This is a genomic window from Pseudomonas sp. PLB05 (genome assembly GCF_021106615.1).
GTDB lineage: Bacteria > Pseudomonadota > Gammaproteobacteria > Pseudomonadales > Pseudomonadaceae > Chryseomonas > Chryseomonas benzopyrenica.
This window is the reverse complement of the sequence record NZ_JAJOHO010000001.1, coordinates 274588-292859: the sequence shown is the minus strand read 5'-3', so window position 1 is coordinate 292859 and position 18272 is coordinate 274588. Positions and strand designations below refer to the sequence as shown.

At 64.9% G+C, this 18272-nt stretch carries 17 protein-coding genes; 10 read left to right on the top strand and 7 right to left on the bottom strand.

The features are described 5' to 3' along the window. Window positions 1-21 precede the first annotated feature (21 nt). From LRS53_RS01365 to LRS53_RS01335, 7 genes are all read left to right on the top strand, one after another. On the top strand, window positions 22-708 hold the full coding sequence (locus LRS53_RS01365; RefSeq protein WP_017641929.1) for a FadR/GntR family transcriptional regulator: 687 nt from the start codon (window positions 22-24) through the stop codon (window positions 706-708). An 80-nt stretch (window positions 709-788) separates the two neighbouring features. Continuing rightward, window positions 789-1658, top strand: a complete 870-nt coding sequence (locus tag LRS53_RS01360; protein WP_231354682.1) for an SMP-30/gluconolactonase/LRE family protein — start codon at window positions 789-791, stop codon at window positions 1656-1658. Between the two features lie 220 nt (window positions 1659-1878). Further along, window positions 1879-2883, top strand: coding sequence for a substrate-binding domain-containing protein (locus tag LRS53_RS01355; protein ID WP_007160547.1), 1005 nt, complete (start codon window positions 1879-1881; stop codon window positions 2881-2883). Window positions 2884-3099: 216 nt separating this feature from the next. Beyond that, complete coding sequence (gene araG, locus LRS53_RS01350) at window positions 3100-4626, top strand: L-arabinose ABC transporter ATP-binding protein AraG (protein WP_160923378.1); 1527 nt, start codon at window positions 3100-3102, stop codon at window positions 4624-4626. A gap of 44 nt (window positions 4627-4670) precedes the next feature. Beyond that, window positions 4671-5639, top strand: coding sequence for an L-arabinose ABC transporter permease AraH (gene araH / locus LRS53_RS01345; RefSeq protein WP_059315695.1), 969 nt, complete (start codon window positions 4671-4673; stop codon window positions 5637-5639). Window positions 5640-5721: 82 nt separating this feature from the next. Then, a complete protein-coding gene (locus LRS53_RS01340; protein WP_231354681.1) occupies window positions 5722-7461 on the top strand; it encodes an IlvD/Edd family dehydratase in 1740 nt (579 codons plus the stop codon). A gap of 136 nt (window positions 7462-7597) precedes the next feature. Further along, a complete protein-coding gene (locus LRS53_RS01335; RefSeq protein ID WP_184286214.1) occupies window positions 7598-8746 on the top strand; it encodes an aldose epimerase family protein in 1149 nt (382 codons plus the stop codon). A gap of 227 nt (window positions 8747-8973) precedes the next feature. Here the strand turns inward: LRS53_RS01335 and LRS53_RS01330 are convergent, their stop codons facing one another. Both LRS53_RS01330 and araD1 read right to left on the bottom strand, forming a co-directional pair. Continuing rightward, entirely contained in the window at window positions 8974-10551 is a 1578-nt protein-coding gene (locus tag LRS53_RS01330; protein WP_231354680.1) for an aldehyde dehydrogenase (NADP(+)), read from the bottom strand. Window positions 10552-10703: 152 nt separating this feature from the next. After that, on the bottom strand, window positions 10704-11699 hold the full coding sequence (araD1, locus tag LRS53_RS01325; protein WP_231354679.1) for an AraD1 family protein: 996 nt from the start codon (window positions 11697-11699) through the stop codon (window positions 10704-10706). Window positions 11700-11801: 102 nt separating this feature from the next. Here araD1 and LRS53_RS01320 point away from each other — a divergent pair, with 102 nt between their 5' ends. Next, window positions 11802-12725 carry a LysR family transcriptional regulator gene (locus tag LRS53_RS01320; protein ID WP_173149397.1) on the top strand — a complete coding sequence of 308 codons (924 nt, stop codon included), beginning with the start codon at window positions 11802-11804 and terminating at the stop codon, window positions 12723-12725. A gap of 100 nt (window positions 12726-12825) precedes the next feature. Here LRS53_RS01320 and cysB read toward each other — a convergent pair whose 3' ends face one another. The 3 genes from cysB to LRS53_RS01305 form a co-directional block, all read right to left on the bottom strand. Next, entirely contained in the window at window positions 12826-13800 is a 975-nt protein-coding gene (gene cysB, locus LRS53_RS01315) for an HTH-type transcriptional regulator CysB (protein WP_231354678.1), read from the bottom strand. 112 nt (window positions 13801-13912) lie between these two features. After that, the gene (locus LRS53_RS01310) at window positions 13913-14395 is read right to left on the bottom strand and encodes a universal stress protein (RefSeq protein WP_231354677.1); all 483 of its coding nucleotides are present in this window, start codon (window positions 14393-14395) and stop codon (window positions 13913-13915) included. A gap of 108 nt (window positions 14396-14503) precedes the next feature. Next, window positions 14504-14830, bottom strand: a complete 327-nt coding sequence (locus tag LRS53_RS01305; RefSeq protein ID WP_231354676.1) for a thioredoxin family protein — start codon at window positions 14828-14830, stop codon at window positions 14504-14506. Window positions 14831-14995: 165 nt separating this feature from the next. Between LRS53_RS01305 and LRS53_RS01300 the strand changes: the two genes are divergently transcribed. After that, window positions 14996-16075: a 3-deoxy-7-phosphoheptulonate synthase gene (locus LRS53_RS01300; protein ID WP_231354675.1), complete on the top strand. Its 1080-nt coding sequence runs from the start codon at window positions 14996-14998 to the stop codon at window positions 16073-16075. 58 nt (window positions 16076-16133) lie between these two features. On the opposite strand, the gene LRS53_RS01295 is transcribed toward LRS53_RS01300, so the two are convergent. Further along, on the bottom strand, window positions 16134-16415 hold the full coding sequence (locus tag LRS53_RS01295; RefSeq protein WP_017641917.1) for a GNAT family N-acetyltransferase: 282 nt from the start codon (window positions 16413-16415) through the stop codon (window positions 16134-16136). A 449-nt stretch (window positions 16416-16864) separates the two neighbouring features. On the opposite strand from LRS53_RS01295, the gene LRS53_RS01290 reads away from it, so the two are divergent. Next, window positions 16865-17116: an Lpp/OprI family alanine-zipper lipoprotein gene (locus LRS53_RS01290; RefSeq protein WP_007160560.1), complete on the top strand. Its 252-nt coding sequence runs from the start codon at window positions 16865-16867 to the stop codon at window positions 17114-17116. Between the two features lie 122 nt (window positions 17117-17238). Here the strand turns inward: LRS53_RS01290 and LRS53_RS01285 are convergent, their stop codons facing one another. After that, on the bottom strand, window positions 17239-18216 hold the full coding sequence (locus LRS53_RS01285; RefSeq protein ID WP_017641916.1) for a L,D-transpeptidase family protein: 978 nt from the start codon (window positions 18214-18216) through the stop codon (window positions 17239-17241). Between the last annotated feature and the right edge of the window lie 56 nt (window positions 18217-18272).

The window sequence follows — 18272 nt, the reverse complement described above, 5'->3', positions numbered from 1 at the left end:
ACCCACTCGCGGTATGCCCTCATGTCCAGCAGCTACCACGCTTCCACCGTCGAACAGCTCGGCCAGCGTCTGGCGGCCGGGCAATTCCCACCCGGTAGCTCGCTCAAGGTAGAGGCGGACCTCTGCCAGGAACTCGGCGTCAGCCGTACCATCCTGCGCGAGGCGATCAAGACCCTGGCGGCCAAAGGCATGCTGGAAGTCGGCCCCAAGGTCGGTACCCGGGTCCTGCCGCTCAGCCGCTGGAACCTGTTCGACACCCAGGTGGTGGGCTGGTTGGCCACGGGCGGCCTGCCCGCGCATTTCGTCAAGGACCTGCTGGACCTGCGCCACGCCATCGAGCCGGCCGCGGTGCGCTGGGCCTGCGAAAGAGCCACCCCCGAGCAGGTCCAGGCGATCCAGGTCGCCTACCAACATCTGGAAGCCTCCCTCGACGGCGGCGACTACAACACCGCCGACCAGCGCTTCCACGAATGCGTCCTGGCAGCCAGCCACAATCAGTTCATCGAGCAGATGGTGCCCGCCCTAGGCGCGCTGCTGGCAGCCTCCTTCACCCTGTCGTCGGCCGACCCTGACGAGCTGCGACGTACCCTCCCCCTGCACAAGACCCTTGCCGATGGCATCGCCTCCCGCGATGCCGCGCGCGCCGTCTGGGCCTGCATGATGCTGATCGATAGCGCAGCGGTGACCCTGGCCCGCTATACCGACTGACGTCCCGGTCGGCAACCTCGGCGTCTCTCCAGGTTCCTATGCTTGGATTTTCCGTCCTGCCACAACAAGAGAGGTGAACGATGGATTGGCAGCCGCTGCTTCCCCAGCGCTTCAAACTGGCCGAGGGTCCCTTCTGGGACCAGGAGACCCAGGCGCTCTACTGGGCGGACATCGCCGGCTTCAAGGCCTGCCGCCTGCGCGGCGAGCACTACCAGGAATGGCAATTGGATAGGCCCTGCTCCGCCTTCGTGCCTACAACCCGTGGCGACGCCCTGGTGACCTTGCCGGATGGCGTCTTCCGCCTGGATCTCGATTCCCCGCCAGAGCGTCCCGCCCTGGAGCTGTTCTGCGTCGCCGATCCCGATCCAGGCAATCGCGGCAATGAAGCGCGCTGCGATGCCCAGGGCCGGCTCTGGCTCGGCACCATGCAGAACAATCTCGATGCCCAGGGTGGCGATGTGGCCATCGATCGCCATTCGGGCGGGCTGTTCCGCATCGACCCTGATGGCAGCGTCAGTCGTCACGCCAGCGATCTCGGCATCGCCAATACCCTGGTGTGGAGCGCAGCCGACAACCACGTCATCAGTGCCGACACCCTGAAGGACACCCTCTATCGCTATCCACTGGATGCCAGCGGCAACCTGGGCGAACCCACCGTTTGGGCCGGTCCCCACGAGCGCGGCTCGCCGGATGGCTCGGCCATCGACAGCGAAGGCTGTGTGTGGAACGCGCGCTGGGACGGCAACTGCCTGCTGCGTTTCTCGCCCGAGGGCGAATTGCTGGAGATCGTCGAGCTGCCGGTCCAGCGCCCCACCAGTTGCGTCTTCGGCGGACCGGATCTGCGCACCCTCTACGTCACCAGTGCCGCCGCCGATGGCGCCCTCGACGGCGCCCTGCTCACGGCGACCGCGCCGGTAGCCGGCATGCCCTGCCACCGTTTCGCCGGCTGATTCATCCTACCGACCCTGGCGCCCTCTGCGGCGCCTTTCAGCGCCAGACCCTATGTAACAGCCTGGTGACAGAGGTGACGAAAAATCCTGTCACCTTTTCCTTGCGCCCGCATTCATCCAATCATACTATCAATAAAGAGCGGCGTCGTCTGACCTCCACGACGGCAGCCCGCCGCCTTGCATTGCCTGGCCACACCAATAAAAACAAGGAGTTCCAGCTATGTTCCGTGTTCCGGGAGTTCGTTCTCTGCTGCGTGCCGCCCTCGCCGCTGGCGCTGTCAGTCTGTCCCTTTCCGCCTTCGCCGCCGATCCGGTCAAGATCGGCTTCCTGGTCAAGCAGCCCGAAGAACCCTGGTTCCAGACCGAATGGGCCTTCGCCGAAAAAGCCGCCAAGGACAAGGGCTTCACCCTGCTCAAGATCGCCGTGCCGGATGGCGAGAAGACCCTCGCCGCCATTGACAGCCTGGCTGCCAACGGCGCCAAGGGCTTCGTGATCTGCCCGCCCGACGTCTCCCTCGGCCCGGCCATCGTGGCCAAAGCCAAGCTCAACGACCTCAAGGTGATGGCGGTGGACGACCGCTTCGTCGACGCCAAGGGCAAGTTCATGGAAGACGTGCCCTACCTGGGCATGGCCGCCTTCGAGGTCGGTCAGCAGCAGGGCGCGGCCATGGCCGCCGAAGCCGAGAAGCGTGGCTGGAAGTGGGATGACACCTATGCGGTGATCAACACCTACAATGAGCTGGATACCGGCAAGAAGCGCACCGACGGTTCGGTGGAAGCCCTGAAGAAGGCCGGCCTGCCCGCCGACCACATCATCTTCGCCCCGCAGAAGACCCTCGACGTGCCTGGCAGCATGGACTCCACCACCTCGGCCCTGGTCAAGCTGCCCTCGGGCGCCAAGCACCTGATCATCGGCGGTATGAACGACAACACCGTGCTGGGCGGCGTCCGTGCCACTGAAAGCGCCGGCTTCAAGGCCGAGCAGGTGATCGGCATCGGCATCAACGGCACCGACGCCATCGGCGAACTGAAGAAACCCAACAGCGGCTTCTTCGGCTCCATGCTGCCCAGCCCCCACGAAGAGGGCTACCAGACCGCCAGCATGATGTACGAGTGGGTCACCACCGGTAAGGAACCGCCCAAGTACACCGCGATGGACAAGGTCACCCTCATCACCCGCGCCAATTTCCAGCAAGAGCTGGAAAAGATCGGCCTCTGGAAGTGATGACCCCGGCGGCGCCGGTCCTGGCGCCGCCCCCTTTCATATTGGAGCCTTTATTACGATTTAGCGAGCTAGCGACAAACAAGGCGAAAAGGCTTTAGGAAGCGCAGTTTACGATTGGTAAATGAGCATTCCGACGGGGCTGGCCCTCCAGAGGCTTTTCAACACAGTTTGGCCGACGCGCAGCAGATCGTAAAAAGGTTGTGACAGGAGTGCCTCATGGCAGCCTTGGAACACACCACCGCCCAAAGCGCCGACAGCCTCGGCTTCGTCGGCATCGGCAAGACCTTTCCCGGCGTCAAGGCGCTCGCCGACATCTCCTTCAACGTGCGTCCCGGCTCGGTGCACGCCCTCATGGGCGAGAACGGCGCCGGCAAGTCGACCCTGCTGAAGATCCTCAGCGGCTACCACGCCCCCACCACCGGCCACCTCAACATCGACGGCCAGGAACTGGTGTTCAAGAGCACCGCCGAAGCCATCCGCGCCGGCGTCGCGGTGATCCAGCAGGAGCTGCAGCTGGTGCCGGAGATGACCGTCGCCGAGAACCTCTTTCTCGGTCACCTGCCGGCGCGTTACGGCATCGTCAATCGCGGCCACCTGCGCCGCCAGGCCCTGGACCTGCTCAAGGGTCTGGCCGAAGAGATCGACCCCAATACCAAGGTCGGGCGCCTGTCGCTCGGTCAGCGTCAGCTGGTGGAGATCGCCAAGGCGCTCTCCCGCGGCGCCCGCGTCATCGCCTTCGACGAACCCACCAGCTCGCTGTCCGCCCGCGAGACCGATCGGCTGATGACCATCATCGCCCGGCTGCGCGACGAAGGCCGGGTGGTGCTCTATGTCTCCCACCGCATGGAAGAGGTCTTCCGTATCTGCGACGCGGTGACGGTGTTCAAGGACGGTCGCCATGTACGCACCATCGAGCGCCTGGCCGACATCACCCCCGACCAGCTGATCACCCTGATGGTCGGCCGGGATCTCGCCGACATCTACGACTACCGCCCGCGCGAGATCGGCGGCGGCTGCCTCAAGGTCGAGGGCCTGCTCGGCCAGGGCCTGCAGCAGCCGGTGGGCTTCGAGGTCTGCCAGGGCGAGATCCTCGGCCTGTTCGGCCTGGTCGGCGCCGGCCGCACCGAGCTGCTGCGCCTGCTGGCGGGCCTGGAAAAGCACAAGGCCGGCAGCCTGAGCCTCAAGGGCGCCCCGGTCAGCCTCAGGTCGCCGCGTGACGCCATCGCCGCCGGCATCCTGCTGTGCCCGGAAGATCGCAAGAAGGAAGGCATCGTGCCCCTGGCCAGCGTGGCCGAGAACATCAACATCAGCGCCCGCGCCCACCATGCCAGCCTCGGCTGCCTGATCCAGGGTCGCTGGGAAAAGGCCAACGCCGAAAAGCAGATTCGCGCCCTCAACGTGAAGACCCCGCACGCCGGGCAAAAGATCAAGAATCTCTCCGGCGGCAACCAGCAGAAGGCCATTCTCGGACGCTGGCTTTCGATGCCCATGCAGGTGCTCCTGCTCGACGAACCCACCCGTGGCATCGACGTGGGTGCCAAGTCGGAGATTTACGCCATCATCCATGACCTCGCCGCCCGCGGCATCGCCGTGGTGGTGGTCTCCAGCGACCTGATGGAAGTCATGGGCGTGGCCGATCGCATCCTGGTGATGAGCGAAGGCGCCATCACCGGCGAGGTGGCGCGCGCCGAGTTCAACGACGAGCGGCTGCTGCAGCTCGCCCTGCCCCGTACCCGCGCCTGAGGGCGCGCCTTGCTGGTCGAGATAACAATAAAGAGGTCCTATCCATGTCCGCCCAACCCCACAGCCTGACCCCGCCGCGCCGCGGCTTCGACATGCGTCGCTTCCTCGACGACTGGGCCATGATGCTGGCCGCGCTGGTCATCTTCGCCCTTTGCGCGCTGTTCGTGCAGAACTTCCTCTCGCCGCTGAACATGCGCGGTCTGGGCCTGGCGATCTCCACCGTGGGCATCGCCGCCTGCACCATGCTGTTCTGCCTGGCCTCCGGCCACTTCGACCTCTCGGTGGGCTCGGTCATCGCCTGTGCCGGCGTGGTCGCGGCGGTGGTGATGCGCGACTTCGACAGCGTCTTTCTCGGCGTCGCCGCCGCCCTGGCCATGGGCCTGGTGGTGGGCCTGATCAACGGGCTGGTGATCGCCAAGCTCAAGATCAACGCCTTGATCACGACCTTGGCGACCATGCAGATCGTGCGCGGCCTGGGCTACATCTTCTCCGACGGCAAGGCCGTGGGCGTCTCCCAGGAGCAATTCTTCGTGTTCGGCAACGGCCAGCTGTTCGGCTTGCCGGTGCCCATCGTCATCACCCTGCTGTGCATCCTGTTCTTTGGCTGGCTGCTCAACTACACCACCTTCGGCCGCAACACCATGGCCATCGGTGGCAACGAGGAGGCCGCGCTGCTGGCCGGCGTCCATGTCGACCGCACCAAGATCATCATCTTCGCCATGCATGGAGTGATCGGCGCCCTGGCCGGCGTGGTCCTGGCCTCGCGCATGACCTCCGGCCAGCCGATGATCGGCCAGGGCTTCGAACTCACGGTGATCTCCGCCTGCGTGCTGGGCGGGGTCTCCCTGGCCGGCGGCATCGGCATGATCCGCCACGTGATCGCCGGCGTGCTGATCCTGGCGATCATCGAGAACGCCATGAACCTGAAGAACATCGACACCTTCTACCAGTACGTCATCCGCGGAACCATCCTGCTGCTGGCGGTGGTCATCGACCGCTTCAAGCAGCGCTAAACCCAGACTCTGCCCTCCCCCGCGGCGCCACGGGCGCCGTGCCGGGGACCGCTTTGCCCGTGAAATGCCCGAGGACAAGACAATGACCACGCCCAAACGCCCGCTCCGCTCCGCCCAGTGGTTCGGCAGCAACGACAAGAACGGCTTCATGTACCGCAGCTGGATGAAGAATCAGGGCATCCCGGACCATGAATTCCAGGGCAAGCCCGTCATCGGCATCTGCAACACCTGGTCCGAGCTGACCCCCTGCAACGCCCACTTCCGCAAGATCGCCGAACACGTCAAGCGCGGTATCTACGAAGCCGGCGGCTTCCCGGTGGAATTCCCGGTGTTCTCCAATGGCGAGTCCAACCTCAGACCCACCGCCATGCTGACCCGCAACCTGGCCAGCATGGACGTGGAAGAAGCCATCCGCGGCAATCCGGTGGACGCCGTGGTGCTGCTCACCGGCTGCGACAAGACCACGCCAGCGCTGCTGATGGGCGCCGCCAGCTGTGACGTGCCGGCCATCGTCGTCACCGGTGGCCCCATGCTCAACGGCAAGCACCACGGCCGCGACATCGGCGCCGGCACCATCGTCTGGCAGATGCACGAGGCCTACAAGGCAGGTGCCATCGACCTCAACGAATTCCTCTCCGCCGAAGCCGGGATGTCACGCTCGGCCGGCACCTGCAACACCATGGGCACCGCCTCCACCATGGCCTGCATGGCCGAAGCCCTGGGTACCTCGCTGCCGCACAACGCCGCCATCCCGGCGGTGGATTCGCGTCGCTACGTACTGGCGCACCTGTCCGGCATGCGCATCGTCGAGATGGTGGAAGAAGACCTGCGGCTGTCGAAGATCCTCACCAAGGAAGCCTTCGAGAACGCCATCCGCGTCAATGCCGCCATCGGCGGTTCCACCAACGCGGTGATCCACCTCAAGGCCATCGCCGGCCGCATCGGCGTGGACCTGGAGCTGGACGACTGGACCCGCGTCGGCCGCGGCACCCCCACCATCGTCGACCTGCAGCCCTCCGGCCGCTTCCTGATGGAGGAGTTCTACTATGCCGGCGGTCTGCCGGCGGTGATCCGCCGCATGGGCGAAGCCAGCCTGCTGCCCCACCCCGAAGCCCTGACCGCCAACGGCAAGAGCCTCTGGGCCAACTGCGCCGAGGCGCCCATCTATGGCGACGACGAGGTCATCCGCGCCCTGGACAACCCCCTGCGCGCCGATGGCGGCATCTGCGTGCTGCGCGGCAACCTGGCACCCAAAGGCGCGGTGCTCAAGCCATCGGCCGCGACCCCCGCACTGATGCAGCACCGTGGTCGCGCCGTGGTGTTCGAGAACCTGGAAGACTACAAGGCGCGCATCGTCGACCCGGACCTGGACATCGACGAGACCTGCGTGATGGTGCTGAAGAATTGCGGACCCAAGGGGTACCCGGGCATGGCCGAGGTGGGCAACATGGGCCTGCCGGCCAAGCTCCTGGCCAAGGGCATCACCGACATGGTGCGCATCTCCGACGCCCGCATGAGCGGCACCGCCTACGGCACCGTGGTCCTGCACGTGGCGCCCGAGGCCTCGGCCGGCGGTCCGCTGGCGGTGGTGCGCGAAGGCGACATGATCGAGCTGGACTGCGCTTCCGGCCGCCTGCACCTGGATATCCCCGACGAAGAACTGGCCGCGCGCCTGGCCGACTGGCAACCGCCGGCCGACCAGCTGCTGGCCGGCGGTTATCGCCGCCTCTACGTCAACCATGTGCTGCAGGCCGACGAAGGCTGCGACTTCGACTTCCTGGTCGGTTGCCGCGGCGCCGAGGTGCCCCGTCACTCCCATTGATCGGCCTCTACCGTTGGGCTTCGCTACGCTCAACCCAACCTACGGGGTCTCGTAGGTTGGGTTGAGCAACGCGAAGCCCAACAAACCACAACACCCGCTGTTCCCTGTACAACAACAAACCGAAAAGGTGGTCGAGATGAAACGCACGTTAGCCCTCACCGGACTTGGACTGTCACTCATGATCAGCACCCTTACCGCCCAGGCGGCCGGCCTCACCAGCCAGCAGTCGAGCTTCGGCAAGCTGCCCGATGGCACCCCCATCGAGAAGTTCGTCCTGACCAACAGCCACGGCATGCAGGCCACCGTCATCACCTACGGCGGCGTGCTGCAGGCGCTCAAGGTGCCCGACCGCAAGGGCCATGGCGAAGACGTGGTCCTGGGCTTCGATGACGTCCAGGGTTATCTCGACAACCCCACCGTATTCTTTGGCGCCACCATCGGCCGCTTCGGCAACCGCATCGCCGAGGGCCGTTTCAGTCTCGACGGCAAGAGCTACCAGATCCCCCAGAACGACAAGACCAACGCCCTGCACGGCGGCCCCCAGGGGTTCAATACCAAGGTGTGGAAGGCCGAGCCGGCCAAGGGCGACGGCTGGGTCGGCGTGACCCTGAGCTATGTCTCCCCCGATGGCGAGATGGGCTTTCCCGGTACCCTCACCACCCAGGTAACCTATCAGCTGGACGAGCACAACCAGCTGACCCTCAAGTACCGCGCCACCACCGACAAGCCGACGGTGCTCAACCTGACCAATCACAGCTACTTCAACCTGGCGGGCGCTGGCAGTGGCACCGTGCTCAAGCAGGTGGCGATGCTCAATGCCGACACCTACACCCCGGTGACCGCCAAGCTGATCCCCACCGGCGAATTGCCGCCCGTGGCCGGCACGCCCATGGACTTCCGCAAGCCGACCGCCATCGGCAAGCACATCGCCGACGACAACCAGCAACTGAAGTACGCCGAACCCAAGCAGGGTGGCTATGACTTCAACTGGGTGCTCAACACCGCTGGCGATCTGCAGAAAGCCGCCGCCGTGGTGACCGACCCGGGCTCCGGCCGCACCCTGACCCTCTATACCACCGAACCGGGCGTACAGTTCTATACCGGCAACTTCCTGGAAGGGAACATCAAGGGCAAGGCCGGCAAGACCTACGGCCACTGGGGTGCCTTCACCCTGGAAACCCAGCACTACCCGGATGCCCCCAACCAGCCCAACTTCCCTACCACCCGCCTGGATCCCGGCCAGACCTACACCCAGACGACCATCTTCAAGTTCGCCAGCAAGTAAGGCTGCTCCTGATGCAAGAAAGGCCGCTCTCAGGAGCGGCCTTTTCTGTTGGGCTCGTGCCGGGCGCTTCCCTCACCCCAACTCTCTCCCAGAGGGAGAGAGGGTTGCTCCGACGCGGCCCGTAGCCTGGTGCCTGGTAGCGTGGAAAGCAGCGAGCCTTTTCCACCACCCAATAAAAAACCCGGCGTCTCGCGACACCGGGTCTTCTCTCACTCAAGACAGCGCGATCAGATCGCGGCCTTGGTGTTCTCGCCGTTCACCAGGCGCTGGATACCCAGCGGGTTGGCGTTCTGCAGGGCTTCCGGCAGGAAGGCATCCGGGTAGTTCTGGTAGCACACCGGGCGCAGGAAGCGATCGATGGCTAGAGTGCCGACCGAAGTGCCACGGGCATCGGAGGTCGCCGGATAGGGACCGCCATGGACCATGGCATCGCAGACTTCCACGCCGGTGGGATAGCCGTTGAGCAGCAGGCGACCGGCCTTCTGCTCCAGCAGGCCGATAATGGCCTCGAAGCGCTGCAGATCGCCCGGCTCGGCCAGCAGGGTTGCGGTCAGCTGACCATGCAGGCCTTGCAGCGCCTGGTGCAGCTGGGCTTCATCAGCCACCTCGACCACCACCGTGGTGGGGCCGAAGACTTCTTCCTGCAGCAGCTCGTCGCTTTCCAGCAGCAGGCTCACGTCAGCCTTGAACAGCTGCGGACGCGCCTGGTTGCCTTCCTGGTTGGCACCGGCCAGGTGTTGTACACCCGAATGAGCCAGCAGCGCCGCGACGCCCTTCTCGTAGCTCTTCAGGGTGCCCGGATTGAGCATGGTCTGGGGTGCCTGCTCGTTCATGGCACCGGCCAGGCGTTCCAGGAAGCTGCTGAATTCCGGCGAACGCACGCCGATGACCAGGCCCGGATTGGTGCAGAACTGGCCACAGCCCAGCACCACGGAGGCCGCGAGTTCACCGCTGATGGCGTCGCCACGGGCCTTGAGCGCCTCGGGCAGCACGACCACCGGGTTGATGCTGGACATCTCGGCGAAGACCGGGATGGGTTGCGGACGAGCCGCGGCCATGTCGCACAGGGCACGACCACCACGCAGGGAGCCAGTGAAGCCCACCGCCTGGATGGCCGGGTGCTTGACCAGCTGCTCGCCCACGCCACCGCCGTAGATCATGTTGAACACGCCCTTGGGCATGCCGGTCTTCTCGGCGGCGCGGATCACCGCGTCGGCCACGTATTCGGCGGTGACCATATGGCCACTGTGGGCCTTGAACACCACCGGACAACCGGCGGCCAGGGCCGCAGCGGTATCGCCACCGGCGGTGGAAAACGCCAGCGGGAAGTTGCTGGCGCCGAACACGGCCACCGGACCCAGGCCGATGCGGTACTGACGCAGGTCAGGACGCGGCAGCGGCTTGCGGTCGGGCAGCGCGGTGTCGATACGGGCACCGTGGAAGTCACCGCGGCGCAGCACCTTGGCGAACAGGCGCATCTGGCCGCTGGTACGGCCACGCTCGCCCTGGATACGGCCAGCCGGCAGCGCGGTTTCCTGGCAAACCAGCTGGACGAAATCATCGCCCAGGGCATCCAGTTCGTCGGCGATGGCGTCGAGGAAGCTCGCGCGCTTCTCGGCGCTCAGCTTGCGGTACAGGGGCGCGGCCTGCTCGGCGGCACGGGCGGCGGCATCGACTTCGGCCGCGGACGCCTGGAAGAATTCGTAGGGCAGCTTTTCGCCGGTCGTGGCGTCGATGCTATAGACCCGCACCTCGCCCTCGCCGCTGCGAGCGCCACCGATGTAGTTCTTGCCTTGGATCTGCATTGTTCTCGACTCCTTATACCTAGGGGTTCAGGGAAGACCACCCGCCTCGGGGCGGTCTTCGAAAGGGTGGCACGCTCAGCGTCTGAGCGGCCGGACCAGCCTGTGCGATACCCACTCTAGCATTCGCATAGTCAGCAGTCATCATACAACTATCAGAGTTGGCGGACCTGCCCTGGCTGGAAGGCTACCGTGCCGGCCTTGACGCCATTGCTCAGCGGCTCGCCGAATTCCGGCACCGCGATCTCGAATCTGTCGCCCGGCTCGACGCGCACACCGTCGGCGAAGGACAGGGTCGCCGTGCCGAAGAAATGCACATGGACATCGCCCGGCCGTAGGAACTGCGCATACTTGAAGTGGTGATATTCCAGGTTCTCCAGGCTGTGGCACATGTTGTCCTCGCCGGAGAGAAACTCCTTCTCCCAGACCACCCGCTCGCCGCGACGGATACGGCTGGTGCCCACCAGATGGCGCGGCAGTTCACCAGTACGCAGCGCCGGACCAAAACTGCAATAGCGTAGTTTGGAATGGGCCAGATAGAGATAGTTCTTGCGCTCCAGCACGTGGTCGGAGAATTCGTTGCCCACCGCATAACCCAGGCGATAGGGGGTGCCGTCGTCGCCGATCACATAGAGACCGGTCAACTCGGGCTCTTCCCCCGCGTCCTCGGCGAACTCCGGCAGGGGGATGTCGGCACCTGGGCGCACCAGGATGCCGCCGTCGCCCTTGTAGAACCATTCCGGCTGGGCACCGGCGATGCCGGTCGCGGGCCGACCGCCCTCCACGCCCCATTTGAACATGCGCATGGAGTCGGTCAGCTTGGCCTCCTCCTGGCTGTTCTGCTGGTGCATCTTGTCGCGGGTAGCGGCGCTGCCCAGGTGGGTCAGGCCGGTTCCGGTGACCAGGCAGTGCGCCGGATCTTCATGGTCCAGCGGCGGCAGCAGACCGCCGCCGTCGAGCAGCTCGGCATAGGCCGGTCCCAGCTCCAGGCCCAGGGTCTGCACCTGAGACTCCAGCGAAACGCCGGCACGGATGGCCTGCAGCGCCAGGGTCCGGGTGCTGGTGGCGCCGCGGACCTGCTGGACTTCGCCGCGCTCGACCACGCCGACGCGACGCTGGCCCTGTTGGTCTTCAAACTGAATCAGGTGCATGGCATTCTCCTTGTTGGTTATCGCCTGAGGAAGACTTTACTCGGCGCTACGGGGCCTGCCTAATGAGAGCTCCCTATCCCGTGATAACCAACGGTTATTTCCATGCTGCCATCCCTGGGCTCCATCGCCTCTCGCCTACGCCTGCGTCAGCTACGGTTGCTGATCGCCCTCGACGAAGAAGGCTCGTTGCACAAGGCCGCCGAACGCATCGCCATTTCCCAGCCCGGGGCCACCAAGGCCCTGCACGAAATCGAAAGCACCCTGGGCGCCACCCTCTTCCTGCGTACCCACCAGGGCCTACAGCCCAATGACCTGGGCCGCTGCGTGATTCGCTATGCACGACTGATCGAGAGCGACCTGGCCCATCTGCGCGAAGAGATGCTCGGCATCCTCCAGGGGGAAGGCGGCCGCCTGGCGGTGGGGGTGATCATGGGCGCCGTGCCGCGATTGATCGCCGCGGTGTCCCGCCTGGGCGCGGCGCAACCTCAGCTCGGCATCGAGATCATCGAGGACACCAGTGTGCGCCTGCTCGATTTGCTCGACGCCGGCCGCATCGAACTGGCCATCTGCCGCAGCAGCGTCAGCCGTCGTCCGGATGCCTATGACTGCCTGGAGGTGCGCGAAGAGCGGCTGGAGATCGTCTGCCACCCCCGCCATCCGCTGGCCGAGGCGCCAGCGCTGAGCCTGGCCGACCTGGTCGACAGTCGCTGGATCGTCTATCCGGCCAATCTGCCGATGCGCCTGACCCTGGAACGGGAATTCCGCGCGGCGGAGCTAGAGTTTCCTCGCTATCCCGTGGAAACCGCCTCCACCTTCACCCTGCTCGGCTTGCTGCAGGAAGACCCCAACCAGGTGGCCATGCTGCCCAGCGACATCGCCCAGTTCGGCGCAAGACATGGCCTGCTGCGTCGCCTGCCGGTCGTCCAGCGCACCCGCAACGAACCCTATTCGATCCTGGTGCGCCAGGGCGCGGGGTTGTCGGCCGCGGCGCAGCTGCTGCTGGAGCAGTGGCGGTTGGAGGGGTAAAGCCTCTATCGCGGCCATGGGCCGCTCCTACAAAAGCATCCGTAGGAGCGGCCGCATCGGCGGACCGCCATGGCCGCGATAACGCCGCTAAGAAGCCCTCTTAATACGTCGGCAGCGTCACCCCATGGAACAGCGTCTCCAGCTCCTGGCGGGTCGGCGTCTGCATGGCCTCGGTCAACACATCGCGGGTCAGGTGTGGCGCGAAGCGGCCGATGAAGTCGCACATGAAGCCGCGCAGGAAGGTGCCGCGGCGCAGGCCGATCTTGGTCACGCTGGCCTCGAAGAGGTGGCTGGCGTCCAGGCAGACCAGGTCGGCATCGGCTTTGTGGTCCACCGCCATGTCGGCGACGATGCCCACGCCCAGGCCGAGGCGGACATAGGTCTTGATGACGTCGGCGTCCGCCGCGGTCAGCACCACGTTGGGCTCCAGGCCCTGGCGGGCAAAGGCCTCGTCGAGCTTGGAGCGCCCGGTGAAACCGAAGACGTAGGTCACCAGCGGCTGTTCCGCCAGTCGTTCCAGGGTCAGATTCTCGACCTTGGCCAACGGATGGTTCTGCGGAACGATGACGCAACGGTTCCAGCGATAGCAGGGCATCATCACCAGGTCGTTGAAGCGCTCCAGGCCTTCGGTAGCGATGGCGAAGTCGACGGTGCCGTCGGCGGCCATCTCGGCGATCTGGGTCGGCGAGCCCTGATGCATGTGCAGGGCCACGTCCGGATACTGCTTGATGAACTCGCTGATCACGTCCGGCAGCGCATAGCGCGCCTGGGTGTGGGTGGTGGCGATGGACAGGGTGCCCTTGCGCTCGTTGGAGAATTCCTGGGCGATCTGCTTGATGCTCTCGCACTTGCGCAGGATCTCGCCCGCGGTCTGGATGATGCGCTCGCCGGCCGGCGTTACCCGGGTCAGGTGCTTGCCGCTGCGGGCGAAGACCTCGACGCCCAGCTCGTCCTCGAGCAGGCGGATCTGCTTGCTGATGCCGGGCTGCGAGGTATAGAGGCTCTGGGCCGTGGCGGAGACGTTCAGATCGTGGTGGGCGACTTCCCAGATATATCGCAACTGTTGCAGCTTCATGCCGGCTCCTCGCTGACCCATGCGCAAGCATATAACAGTAAAGCAGGCCTCAAGCTTTTTCTAGACCGAAATCGAATTAAGTCGCTGGGGGACAAGGGCTGACGCTGGCGGATCACCCCTGGCGCAGCGGCACCAGGTACACAGGGATGCGCGCGGTCTGCAGCAGGCGGCTGGCAGTACGGCCCAACGGGGCGACCTGGGCATCGCCCTGGCTGCGACTGCCGAGCACCAGCAAATCCGCGGCGAACTCCTGAGCCTGCTTGAGGATGGCCACTGGCGGATCGCCCTGCACCACCCGTACGGTCCTCACCAGGCCCACGGTGGCGGGGGTTTCCTGCAGGTCCTCGCGCAGGGACTCGAACACCTGCTGTTCGATGGTCTCCAGGACCAGGTCCAGACCGCCATTGCGCAGGCGATCCAGAGATTCGCCATCCAGATACTGCTGCAGCAGGGTGGAGGCCAGGAGGCCGAGCGGCTCCACCACATGGACGACATACAGCCGGGCCTGATGGATGCGAGCGAGATTCAAGGCGTGCTGAAAGACATAGGACGAACACAGGCCCAGGTCCGTGGCATAGAGCAGCGAGCGGATCACGATTCCTCCTGGCCAGATCAGCCGATCAGGCCGGTACGACGCGGGATAGCCCTTTCCAGCGTAGCAGGGGATTGCGGTTTGCGCTGCGAACCGCACGTTAGAGCCCTTTCAGGGCAGCTCCTCGGGCTCGCGCTCCGCGGCGGTCAGGATCGCCGCCACCAGCGCCGGCTCCCGTAGCGGCGCCTGCACCGGACCGAGAAAATCGCCATCCCGGACCAGGAACAGCGCCGGCAGATGAAAGACGCCATAGCGCTGCACCAGGCCGCCGCTGCGCTCGGCGTCTACCCAGTACAGCCGATCGACCGGCAGCGCCGCTGCAGGCAGTACCTGGCGGGCCAGCCGGCAAGTCGCACAGCCGATGCTGGTAAAGATCAGCAGGGAGCGCCCGGGCGCCTCCAGCAGGACGGCATCCGCCGTGCCATCGTCCAATTCCATCGATTCCTCGCCGCGATCATCGCCAAGGCGCGCCCTCAGGCTCGCCAATAGCGTCGTAACCATTGTGAGCGGGCGGGACACGCGTTAAGGTGCCCCACCCTCCCCACCGTATTTTGCCTGCACGGGCCCCGTCCTGTCGCAGCGCCGTGACCGACGAGTAGCACCATGGCCGCACAGCCCCGCCTTAACGACCTCAACATCGAAGCCAACGAGCCGCTCATCACGCCCGAGCAGCTCAAGCAGGAGATCCCGCTGAGCGATCTCGCCGCCGACACCGTCGCCCAGGGCCGCCAGGTCATCCGCGACATCCTCGACGGCAAGGACCATCGCCTGTTCGTGGTGATCGGCCCCTGCTCGATCCATGACATCAAGGCCGCCCACGAATACGCCGAGCGGCTCAAGGCACTGGCCGCTCAGGTCAGCGACAGCCTCTATCTGGTCATGCGCGTCTATTTCGAAAAGCCCCGCACTACCGTGGGCTGGAAGGGCCTGATCAACGATCCCTACCTGGATGACTCCTTCAAGATCCAGGACGGCCTGCATATCGGTCGCCAGCTGCTGCTGGACCTGGCGGAAATGGGTCTACCCACCGCCACCGAGGCACTGGATCCCATCTCCCCCCAGTACCTGCAGGACCTGATCAGCTGGTCGGCGATCGGCGCCCGCACCACCGAATCCCAGACCCACCGGGAAATGGCCTCGGGCCTCTCCTCCGCGGTCGGCTTCAAGAACGGCACCGACGGCAGCCTGACCGTGGCCATCAATGCCCTGCAGTCGGTCTCCAGCCCGCACCGCTTTCTGGGTATCGACCAACGCGGCCAGGTTTCGGTGGTGATGACCAAGGGCAATCCCTACGGCCACGTGGTGCTGCGCGGCGGCAACGGCAAGCCCAACTACGATTCGGTCAGCGTCACCCTGTGCGAGCAGGCGCTGGTCAAGGCCAAGGTCAAGCCAAACATCATGGTCGACTGCAGCCACGCCAACTCCAATAAGGATGCGGCCCTGCAGCCGCTGGTGATGGACAACGTCGCCAACCAGATCGTCGAGGGCAACAATTCCATCGTCGGCCTGATGGTGGAAAGTCACCTGGGCTTCGGCAGCCAGCCGATTCCGGCGGATCTGTCGCAGCTGGAGTACGGCGTCTCGGTGACCGACGCCTGCATCGACTGGGCCATGACCGAGAAGAGCATTCTCGACATGCACCGCAAGCTCAAGGATGTGCTGCCGCGCCGCGCGCGCAGCTGATCCAGCAGCGGATACGAAAACGCCGGGCTTAGCCCGGCGTTTTTCATGGCGCGGCCGTTTAGGCCAGCGGCGTCACCTGGCCACGCCGCTCCAGGTAGTGCTCCACATAGGAGCAGGAGGGAATGACGCTGTAGCCGCGACTCTCGGCGTAGTTCAGCGCATGCTCGGTCAGCCGCGCTGCCAGGCCGCGCCCACGCAGGGCATCGGGGACGAAGGTGCGATAGAAATCCATCGTCTGCTTGCCCAGATCCATATAGGCGAGATAGGCGCGCTGGCCGTCGACGGAAAGCTGGAACTGATGATTGGCTTCATCGTGTTCCACGTGCAGGGACTCGTTCATGACTACTCCTTGGCGGTTTGGCTCCGCCTTATCCATTGTTATCGGTGATACCCGAAGACGAGAACGCACCCTTCCTGTGCGGGACTGAGCCACAGCGCGTCAGACCCCTCCGGAAGAAGCAGGTTCTGACCAGCCGTCGCACCGAGAAATCACACTATATCAGGCGGCCTGCGCGGGAGCAGGCGCGGCTTTGAACTTGACAACTTCCGGTCATCCTCTAACGTTTTGTTTTGAAACGTTCGTGGCTTTCAGCCATCCAAGCAGTTGCTGATACCGGCTGCACGCATTCGGGGACGAACTCGGGGGAGCGAAGGAGGATTTCCGCAAAAAATCTTTCTTCAACGGGTTTAGCTCAGTTTACTTACGACCGGTAATGAGTAGTATGTAGCCGCAATTTTCCACCTGGAAAATTGATCTTAAAACAGGATGTCTACCTCAAGGGGTTTACGATGAACAATGCTCTGAAATTCGCCGCCCTGGCTCTGGCCGCTGCTCTGGCCACTGGTTGCAGCACCGCTAACAAGGAAAGCGAAGCTCGCCTGACCGCTACCGAAGACGCCGCTGCCCGCGCCCAGGCTCGTGCTGACGAAGCCTACCGTCACGCTGACGAGGCTCTGGCCGCCGCTCAGAAAGCTCAGCAGACCGCTGACGAAGCCAACGAGCGCGCCCTGCGTATGCTGGAAAAAGCCAGCCGCAAGTAAGCGCCTCGGCTGGAAAGGCGAGTGGCAACAGTCGCCTTTCCCGGAGCAAACAAAAAGCCCGCCATCTCAGATGGCGGGCTTTTTGTTTGCCTGGCCGGCTGAGCGCGCTCAGCCAGTCCAGCTCACAGCGACTTGGCGGGCGCCTTGGCCACCGTACCGGTAACCATGCCGGCAGGCAGGTCGGCGATTTCCACTGGCAGGCCGTCCTGGCCCTGGACCACGTCACGCACCGTGTTCCAATTCACCGCGCTGTTGGCCTGCAGCAGGTCGTCACGCTTGATCAACGCATTGACCACCGCGGCCTGACGGTCGATCTCGGTCGGATCGCCCTTCACCGTCACCGGCTGGTGAGCTTCCAGGTAGAGCTTGCCCTGGCTCACGCCGAACTTGTAGGGCTCATCGATGATACGCACCGGGGTACCCACGGGCAGCATGCTGACCAGTTCGGTCACATTGAAGTTGTACATGCGGAAGCAGCCATGGCTGACCTGCATGCCGATGCCGAATTTCTTGTCCGAGCCGTGGATCAGATAGCCCGGCAGGGTCAGGCGGATCTTGTAGGGACCCAGGGGGTTGTCCGGACCAGGCGGCACCACCTTGGGCAGCGGATCGCCTTCGGCGGCATGCTCGGCACGCACCGACTCCGGCGGATACCAGGCCGGGTCCTTGATCTTGTCCACCACCTTGGTCACGCCGATGGGCGAGCCCCAGCCTTCGCGGCCGATGCCCAGCGGATAGGTGAACACCGAGTGGCCACCCTTGGGGTAGTAGTACATGCGGTACTCGGCGATGTTGATGACGATGCCTTCGCGCGGGCCGGGCGGCAGGATGAAGCGCGTCGGCAGCACGATCTCGGTACCGGCGCCCGGCAGCCAGGCATCCACGCCCGGGTTGGCGGCCACCATCTCGGTGTAGCCCAGATCGTACTTCTGGCCGAGGTCGGCAAAGGTGTCTTCGTAGGCGGCCTTGATGACCTGAACCTCGCCGACCACGTCTTCACCGGGCGGCGGCAGCGGCAACTCCAGTGCCTGCGCCGTACCCGCGCTCAACAGACCAAACAGCGAGAGGGAACCGACCAGGGTCGAAACGCGCGCGGGCATGGGATGAATCCTTGCAAGGAGCAAAAAGGTGACGGCGCGAATTGTACACGCGTCGA

Bases quoted from the DNA above. Each gene is read 5' to 3' on its own strand.
- LRS53_RS01300 (WP_231354675.1), top strand. From the start codon at position 14,996: ATGGCCGCACAGCCCCGCCTTAACGACCTCAACATCGAAGCCAACGAG.
- LRS53_RS01365 (WP_017641929.1), top strand. From the start codon at position 22: ATGTCCAGCAGCTACCACGCTTCCACCGTCGAACAGCTCGGCCAGCGT.
- LRS53_RS01340 (WP_231354681.1), top strand. From the start codon at position 5,722: ATGACCACGCCCAAACGCCCGCTCCGCTCCGCCCAGTGGTTCGGCAGC.
- araD1 (WP_231354679.1), bottom strand. From the start codon at position 11,699: ATGCACCTGATTCAGTTTGAAGACCAACAGGGCCAGCGTCGCGTCGGC.
- LRS53_RS01320 (WP_173149397.1), top strand. From the start codon at position 11,802: ATGCTGCCATCCCTGGGCTCCATCGCCTCTCGCCTACGCCTGCGTCAG.
- araG (WP_160923378.1), top strand. From the start codon at position 3,100: ATGGCAGCCTTGGAACACACCACCGCCCAAAGCGCCGACAGCCTCGGC.
- cysB (WP_231354678.1), bottom strand. From the start codon at position 13,800: ATGAAGCTGCAACAGTTGCGATATATCTGGGAAGTCGCCCACCACGAT.
- LRS53_RS01290 (WP_007160560.1), top strand. From the start codon at position 16,865: ATGAACAATGCTCTGAAATTCGCCGCCCTGGCTCTGGCCGCTGCTCTG.
- LRS53_RS01335 (WP_184286214.1), top strand. From the start codon at position 7,598: ATGAAACGCACGTTAGCCCTCACCGGACTTGGACTGTCACTCATGATC.
- LRS53_RS01295 (WP_017641917.1), bottom strand. From the start codon at position 16,415: ATGAACGAGTCCCTGCACGTGGAACACGATGAAGCCAATCATCAGTTC.
- LRS53_RS01305 (WP_231354676.1), bottom strand. From the start codon at position 14,830: ATGGAATTGGACGATGGCACGGCGGATGCCGTCCTGCTGGAGGCGCCC.
- LRS53_RS01360 (WP_231354682.1), top strand. From the start codon at position 789: ATGGATTGGCAGCCGCTGCTTCCCCAGCGCTTCAAACTGGCCGAGGGT.
- LRS53_RS01285 (WP_017641916.1), bottom strand. From the start codon at position 18,216: ATGCCCGCGCGCGTTTCGACCCTGGTCGGTTCCCTCTCGCTGTTTGGT.
- LRS53_RS01330 (WP_231354680.1), bottom strand. From the start codon at position 10,551: ATGCAGATCCAAGGCAAGAACTACATCGGTGGCGCTCGCAGCGGCGAG.
- araH (WP_059315695.1), top strand. From the start codon at position 4,671: ATGTCCGCCCAACCCCACAGCCTGACCCCGCCGCGCCGCGGCTTCGAC.
- LRS53_RS01355 (WP_007160547.1), top strand. From the start codon at position 1,879: ATGTTCCGTGTTCCGGGAGTTCGTTCTCTGCTGCGTGCCGCCCTCGCC.